This is a genomic window from Streptomyces sp. NPDC002870, assembly GCF_042888505.1.
In the GTDB taxonomy this organism is placed as follows: domain Bacteria; phylum Actinomycetota; class Actinomycetes; order Streptomycetales; family Streptomycetaceae; genus Streptomyces.
The window spans coordinates 1-13,084 of record NZ_JBIAPW010000038.1; the positions used below are offsets into that span (position 1 = coordinate 1).

Sequence of the window (13,084 nt, forward strand, 5' to 3'; positions counted from 1 at the left end):
GGGGGTTTATTTCGTGGGGGGGGTTGGGGTTGGGGGGGGGGGGGGGGGGGTGCCCCCCCCCCCCCCCCGCCTCGCGCGTGGGGGGGGGGGGGGGGGGGTTTGTGGGGGGGGGGGGGGGGGGGGCCCCCCCCCCCCCCCCCCGCCCCTCCCAGAAACCGGGGGCTGCGCCCCCGGACCCCTGCGCATGCTGGAGCCGCGCCCCGGGCGCGCCCGCTTCGCGGCGCGGCGACCCGGCACGTTCGGCTTCGCGGCGCTGGGCCCAGGCGCGCCTGCTTCGCGGCGGTGCGGGCCAGGCGCGCCGGCTTCGCGGCGCTTGGCCCGGCGCGCGTCGGCTTCGCGGCCTGCGGTCGGCTCTTATCCTCGGGCGCCAGTCGCGGCGCGGCTCCGTCCGCCCGGACTCGCCGCCCCGCTCAGCTCGTTGGCGTGCGGTGGAGAGTCACCAGGAGGCGCCAGACCTGGGCGGCCATGTCGTCCGGGGGCGCGGCGATCTTGCCGTGCAGCCAGTCCGCCAGGACGCCGGCGAACGCCGATGCCACCGCCGAGGCGATCAGATCCGGGGCCGGAGCGCCCGCCAACTCACGTTCTCTGCGGCTGCGTTCGCGCAGTTCGCGGTGGAGCAGGTCGCCCAGCGGGCCGCTGCCACCCTCGCGCAGCAGGGTGCGGTAGAGCGCGGCATGCGGGGCCAGTCCGGTGAAGAAGGCAGTCAGGGCGGGCGGGGGAGTGGCCGGGTCGGGGATGCCGCGCCACGCGTGGAGCGCCTCCACCGCGTCTCGTACCACCTCCGCGCAGGCGTCGACCGCCAGCGTCTGCAGGTCCGGGTAGTGCAGATAGAACGTGGCCCGGCCCAGGCCCGCCCTGCGCACCAGGGCCGCGACGCTCACCTCCTCCAGCGGGTGTTCCGCGCACTCCTCCAGCAGCGCCTCGCGCAGCCTGGCCCGGGTGCGCTCCGCGCGCGGGTCGCCGGTGGGCCCCGTGCTCATCCGGCCACCAGGACCGCCGCCAGCGCCAGTGCCCCCGGCAGCGCCTGCGCCACCAGGATGCGCCGGTTCGCGGTGAAGCCGCCGTACAGGCCCGCGATCACCACGCAGCTGAGGAAGAAGACCTGTACGCGGTACCCCGTCGGGTCCGCGGCGATCAGGCCCCAGACCAGGCCCGCCGCCAGAAAGCCGTTATACAGGCCCTGGTTCGCGGCGAGCGGGGCCGTCGCGCGGGCCATTTCCGCGTCGAAGCCGGAGAGGCTACGGCCCGGCTTTCGCTGCCACAGGAACATCTCCACAACCAGTATGTACGCGTGGAGCGCGGCCACCAGGCCGACCAGGACGTGCGCGGTTGCATTCATCATCGACCTCAAGTTAATGGACGGGTGTCCAGCAAGTATAGACACATGTCCAGGAGGCGTGAGGATGCCCGGTGAAGGGACCGCAAAACGCCCCGTACGCTGCGGATATGAGCGAGCGAAGAGCCCTCCTGCGGTGCATACGCGTGTGGTTGGCCGTCTTCATCGTCTGTCTGGTGCCGAGCGGGCTGACCGCCTTCCCGCTGGTGCATGAACTGCGCTGGGTGGAAGACCTGCTGAAGTCCTCGGGGGCCGGGGCCGGGGCCGGGGCCGGGGACGTGACGGAGCGGGCGGACGGGCCGTCAGCGGTCGCGGCGGCGGCGTAGGCGCAGGCTACGGCTTGCGGGCGACCGCGCCGAACTGGGCCACCTGTACCGGCTGTGCGCCGGTCGCCGGCTCGTGCCGCCAGCGTGCGCAGGACACGATGCCCGGCTCGAGCACGTCGAGGCCCTCGCAGAACGAGGCGAACTCCGCGCGACTGCGCGCCGTGATCGGCGGTGTCGCGTTCTCGTTCCAGAACGCCATCGCCGCGGCGTTGCCCTCGCCGCCCAGCTCCAGCGTCGGATGCGTGAGTACCAGATAGCTGCCGGACGGGACGGCCTCCATCAGTCGGCGCACGATCGACCGCGCCTCATCGGTGTCCATCACGAAGTTCAGGATGCCGAGCATCATCACCGCCACCGGACGCGTCAGATCCAGTGTCGCCCCGACGGAGCTGACGATCGACTCCGGGTCGTGCGCGTCCGCGTCCAGATACTCGGTCGCGCCCTCGGGGGAGCTGGTGAGCAGGGCGCGTGCGTGGGCCAGCACGATCGGGTCGTTGTCGACGTAGACGATCCGGGCGTCGGGCGCTATGCGCTGGGCGACTTCATGGGTGTTCTCGACCGTGGGCAGGCCGGTGCCGATGTCGAGGAACTGGCGTACCCCCGCCTCACTCGCGAGGTGTGTCACCGCGCGGCCCAGGAACGCGCGGTCCGCGCGCGCCACCTCGCCGATGCTCGGGTACAGCCCGGTGACGTGGTTGCCCACGGCGCGGTCGACCGGATAGTTGTCCTTGCCGCCCAGCCAGTGGTTCCAGACCCTGGCGTTGTGCGCTACGTCGGTGCGGATCCTGTCGGTCACGTCTGCTCCTCGGCCGGCTGCGTCAGGGCAATCATGCCGGATGGATCAAGTCGCCCTGCCGACATGGGAGTTCGGCCGGACCGTGGAGCGCAGCGCGTCCACGCGGTTGGTGGTGATCGCGTCGACGCCGTACTTCATCAGCCGGCGCATGGTGCGCCGGGTGTCCGCCGTCCAGGCCGAGACCAGCAGCCCGTCCCGGTGGATGCGGTCCGTCAGTTCCTGACCGAGCAGCCCGAAACGGTAGTTGAGCCAGCGCGGCCTCACATCGTCGAGCAGCGCGGGACGCGGCGGCGCGAGCGTCGTCCATGTCATCGCGATCTCGGCCGAAGGGTCGGCGGCCCGCACCGCGAACATGGTGACCGGGCCCGCGCAGTAGTACACCCGCTCGCCGGCGCCGCACTCGCGGACGGTGCCGACCACCGTCCGCACCGACTTCTCCGTCGCTCCGGGCAGATCGATCATCACGCGGTGCGCGCCGAAGGCGAGCAGCGTCTCGCGCAGGGTGGGCACTCCGCCCACGGTCAGCTCGTCGACCTCGGCCCGGGTGAGCTTCGCGAGCGGCCGGTCGTGACCCCACAGCCGTTTCAGCGAGTCGTCGTGCAGCAGCACGGGCACGCCGTCACGGGTGAGGCGTACATCGATCTCCACCGCGTCCGCGCCCCGCTCGAACGCCGAGCGGAGCGAGGGCAGCGTGTTCTCACGGACACGGTACGGATCGCCGCGATGGCCCACGACACTGACGGTGCGCATGGACACATTGTCGTGGCCGGTCAACGGGCGGGCCATGCGGCGGTGTACGCGTCGATCTCCGCCGCGATCCGTGCCTTGCCGGCCGGGTCGAGGAAGGACGCCTCCACGGCGTTCTTCGCGAGGTCGGCCACTCCGCGCTCGTCCAGCTGAAGCAGCCTGGCGGCGACCGCGTACTCGTTGTTCAGGTCGCTGCCGAACATCGGCGGGTCGTCGCTGTTGATCGTCACCAGCACTCCGGCCGCGACCATCTCCTTGACCGGGTGCTCGTCGAGGTCGCGGACGGCGCGGGTGGCGAGGTTCGAGGTGGGGCACACCTCCAGCGGAATCCGGTGCTCCGCGAGGTGGGCGAGCAGCTTCGGGTCCTGCGTCGCGCTGGTGCCGTGGCCGATGCGCTCGGCGCGCAGCTCGTTCAGTGCGTCCCAGATCGTCTGCGGCCCTGTCGTCTCGCCGGCGTGCGGCACGGAGTGCAGGCCGGCCGCGATCGCGCGGTCGAAGTACGGCTTGAACTGCGGCCGCGGCACACCGATCTCCGGGCCGCCGAGCCCGAAGGAGACCAGGCCGTCGGGGCGCAGGTCCACCGCGAGCCGCGCCGTCTCCTCCGCGGCCTCGAGACCGGCCTCGCCGGGGATGTCGAAGCACCAGCGCAGTACGACGCCGAGCTCGGCCTCGGCTGCCTTGCGGGCGTCCTCGATCGCCGCCATGAAGGCCTTCTCGTCGATGCCGCGGCGGGTCGAGCTGAAGGGCGTGACGGTCAGCTCGGCGTAGCGGATGTTCTGCCGGGCCATGTCGCGGGCCACCTCGAAGGTGAGCAGCCGTACGTCCTCCGGGTTGCGGATCAGGTCCACGACCGACAGATAGACCTCGATGAAGTGCGCGAAGTCGGTGAAGGAGAAATAGTCGGCGAGCGCCTCGGGGTCGGTGGGGACCTTGGAGTCGGGGTGGCGGGCGGCCAGTTCGGCGACGATGCGCGGGGAGGCGGAGCCGACATGGTGCACATGAAGCTCGGCCTTGGGAAGCCCCGCGATGAAGGGGTGCAGATCGGTCATCGGGGTCCTCCATGGGCGATGCCGTGAGCGACAGGGTGCGCGACGCGTGTACGAGGGCGGGGTGAGGGGGCGGGGTACGAGGGTGGGTGCGACCGGCTGTTCGGGTCGGGGACCGCCGTTCGGGTCAGGGATCATCCTAGGGGGGCCAGGTCGAGCGCGAGCAGCAGCCCGTAGCATGACCGAACACGATGGGGGAGAACCATGTCTGACTACCAGGCTCAGCCGCCGGGCGGGGCCGAGCCCCGCGACCGCGATCCCTGGGCTCCGCCGGAGAGCAGCGCGGCACACAACAAGGTGCCGCTGCACAAGCCCGCCGACGCCCCGACGCCGCCGGTCCCGCCCGTGCACGACCAGCCGACGGTGACGTCGATGCCCAGCACCGGGCCCATCGCCGACGCCGTGCCGCCTCCCCCGATAGCCCCGGGCGGACCGGCCCAGCCCACCTCCGGACCGTACGGCTACCCTGCCGCCCCCAGCGCCCCGCAGGCCGGCCCCGGCGCGGGCCCGGGCCTGGGCGACCCCTATGGCGGCTATCCCGGATACCCGGGTTACCAGAACTACGGCCAGACCGCCTGGCAGTCCGCCCCGTCGAACGGCATGGGCGTCACCGCGATGGTGCTCGGCATCCTCTCCGTCTGTCTCTTCTGCCTGTACGGGGTCGTCGCGATCGTCCTGGGCGTGCTCGCCCTGATCTTCGGCATCCTCGGCAGGAAGCGTGCCCAGCGGGGCGAGGCGACCAACGGCGGAATGGCTCTGGCCGGCATCATCCTCGGCTCCGTCGGCATCGTCATCGGCCTCGTCGTCGTCGGCCTGCTGATCTGGGGGATCAACAGGGCGATGGACGAGGAGCGGGACAAGGGCGAGGTCTACGACGACTACTCCAACTCCCTCGTGATCGACGACGTCAGGCGCTAGCCGGACCGGCCCGCAGCTCCTCACGCGCCTCCATCAGCGCGAACCCCAGCAGATTGAGCCCGCGCCAGAGCGCGGGATCCTGCGCCCGCTCGTCGTCCGCGGCCAGCCCGATGCCCCACACCCGGTCGAGCGGGCTGGCCTCGACGAGCACCCGGTCACCGGTGGCCAGCAGAAAATCGCGCAGCTCGGCATTCTGACCGAACTTGTGCACACTGCCCGCGCGCACAATCGCGGACCGCTCGCGCTGCCATATCGCCTCGTCGAAACCGCGCACCCGCCGCCCGGCCCGCTTGGCCGCCGCCGGACTGCCCGCATCGCGCGCCTGCCGCTCGGCCTCCGCGTCCCCGAAGAGCCGTGCCTTGCCTGCCATCATCCAGTGCTCCGCCGTGGCGTAAGGAACGCCGTCGACCACGAAGGGTGACGGCCACCACTGGCTCAGACAGCTCGGCCCGATGGATCCGTCCCGGCTCGGCGTATGCCCCCAAAAGAACAGATACTTGATTCGCCTGTCGGTGCTGACCTGCTCAATCAGCTCTTGCATCCCCATGCACGCGAGTCTGGCATTCACCACTGACACTTCGTACGGGTATTGCCGGACCGGCGCGACACATGGTCGACTGATTCCGTCGCGTAACCAAAAGGCAACAACGGAATCACTTGTTGGAGAGCCGGTGCTCTGCCAGGATCGGCACTCAATTCGATCTGGAACTACGGAGAGCTTCATGGGCAACCGCTTCCAGGTGCACGACCGCTATGCGGACGGCGCACAGTTCATCGGCGGGCGGCTGCGGCCCGGCACCTCAGGACGCAAGCAGCACATCGTGAATCCCGCCACCGGCGAGACGGTCCACAGCTATGAGCTGGCAGGGGCCGCCGACGTCGACGCGGCCGTCGACGCCGCCCGCAAGGCCTTCCCCGGCTGGGCGGGCGCCACCCCCGGCGAGCGCTCCGACGCCCTGCACAGCTTCGCCTCCGTCCTCGCCGACCAGGCCCCCGACCTCGCGTACGCAGAGTCCCTGCAGTGCGGCAAACCGATCAAGCTCACCACCGAGTTCGACGTCCCGGGCACCGTCGACAACACCGCCTTCTTCGCAGGCGCGGCCCGCCATCTCCAGGGGCAGTCGGCCGGTGAGTACAGCGGCGACCACACCTCGTACGTACGCCGGGAGCCGATCGGCGTCGTCGGCTCCATCGCACCCTGGAACTACCCGCTCCAGATGGCCGCCTGGAAGGTGCTGCCGGCCATCGCGGCGGGCAACACCATCGTGCTGAAGCCCGCCGAGATCACCCCGCTCACCTCACTGATGTTCGCCGAGGCGGCGAGGGAGGCGGGGATCCCCGACGGCGTCGTCAACATCATCAACGGCGCTGGCAAGGACGCGGGCGAGCATCTGGTCGGACACCCGGACGTCGCCATGACCTCCTTCACCGGCTCCACCCCCGTCGGTAAGCGCGTCGCCGAGATCGCCACCGCCACCGTCAAGCGCCTCCACCTCGAACTGGGCGGCAAGGCCCCCTTCGTGGTCTTCGACGACGCCGACCTTCAGGCCGCGGTCCACGGCGCGGTCGCGGGCTCGCTCATCAACTCCGGCCAGGACTGCACGGCCGCCACCCGCGCCTATGTCCAGCGGCCCCTGTACGACGCTTTCGTCAGCGGCGTCGCCGACCTGATGGCCACCGTCCGCCTCGGCGACCCCCTCGACCCCGCAACCGACCTCGGCCCGCTCGTCTCGCACCTCCAGCGCGACCGCGTCGCGGGCTTCGTCGACCGGGCACGCGCGTACGCCACCGTCGTCACCGGCGGCGAAGCGCCGCAGGGAGCGCTGGCGCGCGGCGCGTACTACCGCCCCACCCTCGTCGCCGGCGCCGCCCAGGACAGCGAGATCGTCCAGTCCGAGATCTTCGGCCCGGTCCTCGTCGTCCTCCCCTTCGACTCCGACGAGGAAGGCATCGCGCTCGCCAACGACACCCCCTACGGCCTCGCGGCCTCCGCCTGGAGCCGCGACGTGTACCGCGCGAACCGAGCCACCCGCGAGATCAAGGCGGGGTGCGTCTGGATCAACGACCACATCCCGATCATCAGCGAGATGCCGCACGGCGGATACAAGGCCTCCGGCTTCGGAAAGGACATGTCGGTGTACTCCTTCGAGGAGTACACGCAGGTCAAACACGTGATGTACGACAACACGGCGGTAGTCAGGAAGGACTGGCACCGCACGATCTTCGGGGACCGATAGCTCAGCATCCGTTTGCGGCCACCGCCGCGCGGCCGCACGACCAGCGGCCACCATCCCGAAAGGGCACAGCGCATGGAGCACAACGAGCCCGACCGCCTCTCCGCGGCCCAACTGGCCGCCGTGCGACGCAGCTTGGCGAACGGGCGAGGCTCACTCTCCCGCCGTTCGCTGTTGCGTGCGTCGGGCGTCGGCGCGCTTGCGGTCGGCGGCGCCGGCATATTGAGCGGCTGCGGAATCCCGCCTGCCAAGCGGGAGGCCGGAGCAGCCGCCTCGGACGACCACTCGGACCAGGAGAAGCAGATCAACTTCTCCAACTGGACCGAGTACATGGACATCAGCGAGGACGAGAAGAGCCGTCCCACTCTGGTGGAGTTCACCAAGCGCACCGGGATCAAGGTCAAGTACACCGAGGACATCAACGACAACGTCGAGTTCTTCGGGAAGATCCAGCCGCAGCTCGCCGCGGGCCAGGACACCGGCCGCGACCTGATCAATGTGACCGACTGGCTGGCCGCCCGGATGATCCGGCTCGGCTGGGTGCAGAAGCTCGACGCGTCGCTCCTCCCGCACGCGTACGCCAACCTTTCGCCCCAGTTCCGCAGCCCGGACTGGGACCCGGGGCGCGCCTACTCCTATCCCTGGACCGGAATTCCGGCTGTCATCGCGTACAACGTCAAGGCCACCGGCGGCCGCAAGGTCGACTCCGTCACCCAGCTGCTGGACGACCCCACCCTCAAGGGGCGGGTCAGCTTCCTCACCGAGATGCGCGACACGGTCGGCCTGACCCTGCTCGACATGGGCAAGGACCCCGCCAAGGTCAACGACGCCGACTACGACGCCGCCATCAACCGGCTCCAGAAGGGCGTCGACAAGAAGCAGATCCGCCGCTTCACCGGTAACGACTACACCTCGGACCTCGACAAGGGCGACATCGCCGCCTGCGTCGCCTGGGCCGGTGACCTCATCCAGCTCCAGGTCGACAACCCGGACATCAAGTTCTCGATCCCGGCTGCCGGTTACATGACGGCCACCGACAATCTGCTGGTCCCGGCGCACGCCCGGCACCAGAAGAACGCCACCCGCCTGATCGACTACTACTACGAGCTGCCCGTCGCAGCCCAGCTCGCCGCGTACATCAACTATGTGACTCCGGTCGCCGGAGTCGGCCCGGAGCTCGCGAAGATCGACCCGGAGCTGGCCAAGAACCCGCTGATCATCCCGGACGAGGCCATGGCTGCCAAGTCCCACTCCTTCCGCTCGCTCTCCTCCAAGGAAGAGACGGCGTACGAAGAGAAGTTCGCCAAGCTCATCGGCGCCTGACCTCCCCTGCTCCCTTCGACACACCGGGACTGCGACCCATGACTGAAAAGACAAAAGGCGGCGACGTCCGCCTCTCCGGGATCAGCAAGACCTACGGCTCCTTCACGGCCGTCCACCCGCTGGACCTGACCGTCCCGCAGGGCTCCTTCTTCGCCCTGCTCGGCGCCTCCGGCTGCGGCAAGACCACCACCCTGCGGATGATCGCCGGACTTGAGGACCCCACCGCCGGAACCGTGTTCCTCGGCGACAAGGACGTCACCGGCCTGCCGCCGCACAAACGCCCCGTCAACACGGTTTTCCAGAGCTATGCCCTCTTCCCGCACCTCGACATCTACGAGAACGTCGCGTTCGGGCTGCGCAGGCGCGGCATCACGTCGGTGAAGAAGCAGGTCGGCGACATGCTCGACCTCGTGGAGCTGGGCGACTTCGCCAAGCGCAAGCCGCACCAGCTCTCCGGCGGCCAGCAGCAGCGCGTAGCCGTCGCCCGCGCGCTCATCAACCACCCCCAGGTGCTGCTGCTCGACGAGCCGCTCGGCGCCCTCGACCTCAAGCTTCGCCGCCAGATGCAGCTCGAGCTCAAGCGCATCCAGACCGAGGTCGGCATCACCTTCGTCCATGTCACCCACGACCAGGAAGAGGCCATGACCATGGCCGACACCGTCGCGGTGATGAACGCGGGACGCGTCGAGCAGCTGGGCGCGCCGGCCGAGCTCTACGAGAACCCCCAGACCACCTTCGTCGCCAACTTCCTGGGCACCTCCAACCTCATCGAGGCCGAGGTCGCCGAGAACAGCGGCGGCGAGGTCGTCGTCACTGCCGCCGACGCCAAGCTGCGGCTGCCCGCAGAGCGCTGTGCCACCCAGCCGCGCACCGGCGGAAAGCTGCTGGTCGGTGTGCGTCCGGAGAAGATCTCGCTGTCCCACGCGGACGACGCGGGCACGATCGCCGAGGGCCGCAACCGGTTCACCGGCAAGATCGCGGACTCCAGCTTCATCGGTGTGTCCACGCAGTACGTCATCGACAGCCCGGTCTGTCCGGAGCTGGAGGTCTACGTACAGAACATCGAGCGTGACTCGCGGCTCGTCCCCGGGGCCGAGGTCGTCCTGCACTGGAATCCGGAGCACACCTTCGGACTCGACGCGGCTCAGGACATCGACGCCGGTGTGGAGACGGTGGAGGAGACGCCATGACCGTCACCGAGGCACCGCCCGCCTCGCCCGCCCCACAGCCGGTCGAGCCGGTCGTCCGCAAGCAGTCCGCCCGGCGCAAGCTCGTCCCGTACTGGCTGCTGTTGCCCGGCATCCTGTGGCTGTTCGTCTTCTTCGCGCTGCCGATGGTCTACCAGGCGTCGACCTCCGTGCAGACGGGCTCCCTGGAAGAGGGCTTCGAGGTCACCTGGCACTTCCAGACGTACTGGGACGCGCTGACCGAGTACTACCCGCAGTACCTGCGCTCGGTGCTGTACGCCGGTACAGCCACGATTCTGTGTCTGCTGCTCGGTTACCCGCTCGCGTACCTGATCGCGTTCAAGGCGGGCCGCTGGCGCAATCTGCTGCTGGTCCTGGTCATCGCGCCGTTCTTCACCAGCTTCCTGATCCGCACGCTCGCCTGGAAGACGATCCTTGCGGACGGCGGACCGGTGGTGGACGTGCTGGGCAGCATCGGCTTCCTGGACGTCACCAGCTGGCTCGGGATGACCGAGGGGAACCGGCTGCTTGCCACTCCGCTCGCGGTGGTCTGCGGTCTCACGTACAACTTCCTGCCGTTCATGATCCTGCCGCTGTACACCTCGCTGGAGCGGATCGACCCGCGGCTCCACGAGGCGGCCGGCGATCTCTACGCGAAGCCGTCCACCATCTTCCGCAAGGTGACCTTCCCGCTGTCCATGCCGGGCGTCGTCTCCGGCACGCTGCTGACGTTCATTCCCGCCAGCGGCGACTACGTCAACGCGGAGCTGCTCGGCTCCACGGACACCAAGATGGTCGGCAACGTCATCCAGTCGCAGTTCCTGAGGGTCCTCGACTACCCGACCGCGGCTGCGCTGTCCTTCATTCTCATGGCGGTCGTGCTGATCATGGTCACTGTCTACATCCGCCGGGCCGGGACGGAGGACCTCGTCTGATGCGTTGGATACGGCACCACCTCGTAGTCATCGCGGGCCTGCTCACGCTCGCGTACCTGATCCTTCCGAACATCGTCGTGATGGTGTTCTCGTTCAACAAGCCGGCCGGCCGGTTCAACTACGCCTGGCAGGAGTTCTCCACCGACGCCTGGCAGGACCCGTGCGGCGTCGCCGACATGTGCGGCTCGCTCTCGCTGTCCCTCCAGATCGCCCTGTGGGCGACGATCGGCGCCACCGTCCTCGGCTCGATGATCGCCTTCGCGCTGGTCCGCTACCGCTTCCGGGCGCGTGGCGCGATCAACTCGCTGATCTTCATGCCGATGGCGATGCCCGAAGTGGTCATGGCCGCCTCGCTGCTGACCCTCTTCCTCAACCTGGGAGCGGAGCTCGGCTTCTGGACCATCCTCATCGCGCACACGATGTTCTGCCTGAGCTTCGTGGTCGTGGCGGTCAAGGCACGTGTGCTGTCGATGGACCCCCGCCTGGAAGAGGCCGCGCGTGACCTCTACGCCGGTCCTGTGCAGACGTTCCTACGGGTCACGCTCCCGATCGCCGCTCCCGGCATCGCCGCCGGCGCGATGCTCGCGTTCGCGCTCTCCTTCGACGACTTCATCATCACCAACTTCAACTCGGGCAACACCGTCACCTTCCCCATGTTCGTCTGGGGCTCGGCCCAGCGCGGCACGCCCGTCCAGATCAACGTCATCGGCACGGCCATGTTCGTCATCGCCGTACTCATCGTGGTCTCCGCCCAGCTCATCAGCGGCCGGCGGAAGAAGACCGCACTGCCCAAGTAGGCCCCGAAGGAGTGGAAACCATGGCCCCAGCTGCCATGACCTTTGCCTCATCACTCTCCGACGCCCAGCCCGTCCCCTACTGGCTGGACGATCCCGCCAAGCCCGGCGCGCTCCCCGCGCTCACCGGTGACGAACACTGCGACCTCCTCGTCGTCGGCGGAGGCTACAGCGGACTGTGGACCGCGCTGCTCGCCAAGGAGCGCGACCCAGGCCGGGACGTCATACTGATCGAAGGGCGCGAGGCGGGCTGGGCCGCCTCGGGCCGCAACGGCGGCTTCTGCGCCGCCTCCCTCACCCACGGCCTCGGCAACGGACTCGCCCGCTGGCCCGGTGAGCTGGCGAAACTGGAGGAGCTGGGCGACCGCAACCTCGACGCCATCGAGGCCGCGGTCAAGGCGTACTCCATCGACTGCGACTTCGAGCGCACCGGCGAGATCGACGTCGCCACCGAGCCCTACCAGGTCGACGAGCTCCACGAGATGTACGAGGAGGCGACCCGGCTCGGCTTCGACGGCTTCGAACTCCTCGACCAGGACGCGGTACGCGCCGAGGTGAACTCCCCGACCTTCCTCGGCGGTCTGTGGAGCCGGCGCGGGGTCGCCATGCTGAACCCCGCCCGGCTCGCCTGGGGTCTCAAGCAGGCCTGCACGGACCTCGGCGTCCGCGTCCACGAGAACACCCAGGGCCTCGAACTCGGCTCTTCCGGCGACCGAATGGTGGTCCGCACGCCGTACGGCCGGGTCTTCGCCCGCCGCGTCGCACTCGGTACCAACGTCTTCCCGTCCCTGGTCAAGCGGGTGCGCGCGTACACCGTCCCGGTCTACGACTACGCCCTGATGACCGAACCGCTCAGCGCCCGGCAGCTCGCCGAGATCGGCTGGCAGCGGCGGCAGGGGCTCGGCGACAGCGCCAACCAGTTCCACTACTTCCGGATCACCGCCGACCACCGCATCCTGTGGGGCGGCTACGACGCGATCTATCCGTACGGCGGCAAGGTCAGCGCCGAGATGGACCACCGGCCCGAGACCTATCTGAGGCTCGCAGGCCACTTCTTCCACTGCTTCCCGCAGTTGGAGGGCCTGCGCTTCAGTCATGCCTGGGGCGGCGCGATCGACACCTGCTCGCGCTTCTCCGCCTTCTTCGGCACCGCGCACGGCGGCAAGGTCGCCTACGCCGCCGGATATACGGGCCTGGGCGTCGGCGCCACCCGCTTCGGCGCGGACGTCATGCTCGACCTGCTCTCGGGTGAGCGCACCGAGCGCACCGAGCTGGAGATGGTGCGCAGCAAGCCGCTGCCGTTCCCGCCAGAGCCCGTGGCCTGGGCCGGCATCGGCCTCACCAAATGGTCCCTGGCCAGGGCGGACGCCCACGGCGGCCGCCGTAACGCGTGGCTGCGGGCGATGGACAGGCTCGGCCTCGGCTTCGACAGCTAGAGGTGA

The 13,084-nt window shown here is 69.6% G+C and carries 14 protein-coding genes; 8 read left to right on the forward strand and 6 right to left on the reverse strand.

What is annotated here, in order from left to right; translation table 11 throughout:
- Window positions 1-410 precede the first annotated feature (410 nt).
- Window positions 411-980, reverse strand: coding sequence for a TetR/AcrR family transcriptional regulator (locus tag ACFYWY_RS32100; protein WP_389192964.1), 570 nt, complete (start codon window positions 978-980; stop codon window positions 411-413).
- Window positions 977-1,339, reverse strand: coding sequence for a DUF1304 domain-containing protein (locus ACFYWY_RS32105; RefSeq protein WP_389193148.1), 363 nt, complete (start codon window positions 1,337-1,339; stop codon window positions 977-979). Before ACFYWY_RS32105 ends, ACFYWY_RS32100 begins: the two co-directional genes overlap by 4 nt.
- Window positions 1,340-1,446: 107 nt before the next feature.
- On the opposite strand from ACFYWY_RS32105, the gene ACFYWY_RS32110 reads away from it, so the two are divergent.
- Complete coding sequence (locus tag ACFYWY_RS32110) at window positions 1,447-1,662, forward strand: hypothetical protein (RefSeq protein WP_389193156.1); 216 nt, start codon at window positions 1,447-1,449, stop codon at window positions 1,660-1,662.
- Between the two features lie 7 nt (window positions 1,663-1,669).
- Here ACFYWY_RS32110 and ACFYWY_RS32115 read toward each other — a convergent pair whose 3' ends face one another.
- From ACFYWY_RS32115 to ACFYWY_RS32125, 3 genes are read right to left on the reverse strand one after another with little or no spacing between them, the layout of a single operon-like run.
- Window positions 1,670-2,458, reverse strand: a complete 789-nt coding sequence (locus ACFYWY_RS32115; RefSeq protein WP_389192966.1) for an SAM-dependent methyltransferase — start codon at window positions 2,456-2,458, stop codon at window positions 1,670-1,672.
- A gap of 45 nt (window positions 2,459-2,503) precedes the next feature.
- Entirely contained in the window at window positions 2,504-3,208 is a 705-nt protein-coding gene (locus tag ACFYWY_RS32120) for a glycerophosphodiester phosphodiesterase (protein ID WP_389192969.1), read from the reverse strand.
- 20 nt (window positions 3,209-3,228) lie between these two features.
- Window positions 3,229-4,254, reverse strand: a complete 1,026-nt coding sequence (locus ACFYWY_RS32125; protein WP_389192972.1) for an adenosine deaminase — start codon at window positions 4,252-4,254, stop codon at window positions 3,229-3,231.
- A gap of 201 nt (window positions 4,255-4,455) precedes the next feature.
- Here ACFYWY_RS32125 and ACFYWY_RS32130 point away from each other — a divergent pair, with 201 nt between their 5' ends.
- Window positions 4,456-5,169, forward strand: coding sequence for a DUF4190 domain-containing protein (locus ACFYWY_RS32130; RefSeq protein ID WP_389192975.1), 714 nt, complete (start codon window positions 4,456-4,458; stop codon window positions 5,167-5,169).
- On the opposite strand, the gene ACFYWY_RS32135 is transcribed toward ACFYWY_RS32130, so the two are convergent.
- Window positions 5,159-5,716, reverse strand: a complete 558-nt coding sequence (locus ACFYWY_RS32135) for an NADAR family protein (RefSeq protein WP_389192978.1) — start codon at window positions 5,714-5,716, stop codon at window positions 5,159-5,161. The genes ACFYWY_RS32130 and ACFYWY_RS32135 overlap by 11 nt on opposite strands.
- Before the next feature lie 175 nt (window positions 5,717-5,891).
- Between ACFYWY_RS32135 and ACFYWY_RS32140 the strand changes: the two genes are divergently transcribed.
- From ACFYWY_RS32140 to ACFYWY_RS32165, 6 genes are all read left to right on the forward strand, one after another.
- Window positions 5,892-7,406, forward strand: coding sequence for a gamma-aminobutyraldehyde dehydrogenase (locus ACFYWY_RS32140; protein WP_389192981.1), 1,515 nt, complete (start codon window positions 5,892-5,894; stop codon window positions 7,404-7,406).
- 72 nt (window positions 7,407-7,478) lie between these two features.
- The gene (locus ACFYWY_RS32145; RefSeq protein WP_389192983.1) at window positions 7,479-8,726 is read left to right on the forward strand and encodes a PotD/PotF family extracellular solute-binding protein; all 1,248 of its coding nucleotides are present in this window, start codon (window positions 7,479-7,481) and stop codon (window positions 8,724-8,726) included.
- Window positions 8,727-8,764: 38 nt separating this feature from the next.
- Window positions 8,765-9,916: an ABC transporter ATP-binding protein gene (locus tag ACFYWY_RS32150; protein ID WP_389192985.1), complete on the forward strand. Its 1,152-nt coding sequence runs from the start codon at window positions 8,765-8,767 to the stop codon at window positions 9,914-9,916.
- On the forward strand, window positions 9,913-10,848 hold the full coding sequence (locus tag ACFYWY_RS32155) for an ABC transporter permease (protein WP_389192988.1): 936 nt from the start codon (window positions 9,913-9,915) through the stop codon (window positions 10,846-10,848). Before ACFYWY_RS32150 ends, ACFYWY_RS32155 begins: the two co-directional genes overlap by 4 nt.
- The gene (locus ACFYWY_RS32160) at window positions 10,848-11,645 is read left to right on the forward strand and encodes an ABC transporter permease (RefSeq protein ID WP_389192991.1); all 798 of its coding nucleotides are present in this window, start codon (window positions 10,848-10,850) and stop codon (window positions 11,643-11,645) included. Before ACFYWY_RS32155 ends, ACFYWY_RS32160 begins: the two co-directional genes overlap by 1 nt.
- Before the next feature lie 20 nt (window positions 11,646-11,665).
- A complete protein-coding gene (locus tag ACFYWY_RS32165) occupies window positions 11,666-13,078 on the forward strand; it encodes an NAD(P)/FAD-dependent oxidoreductase (RefSeq protein WP_389192994.1) in 1,413 nt (470 codons plus the stop codon).
- Window positions 13,079-13,084: the final 6 nt, after the last annotated feature.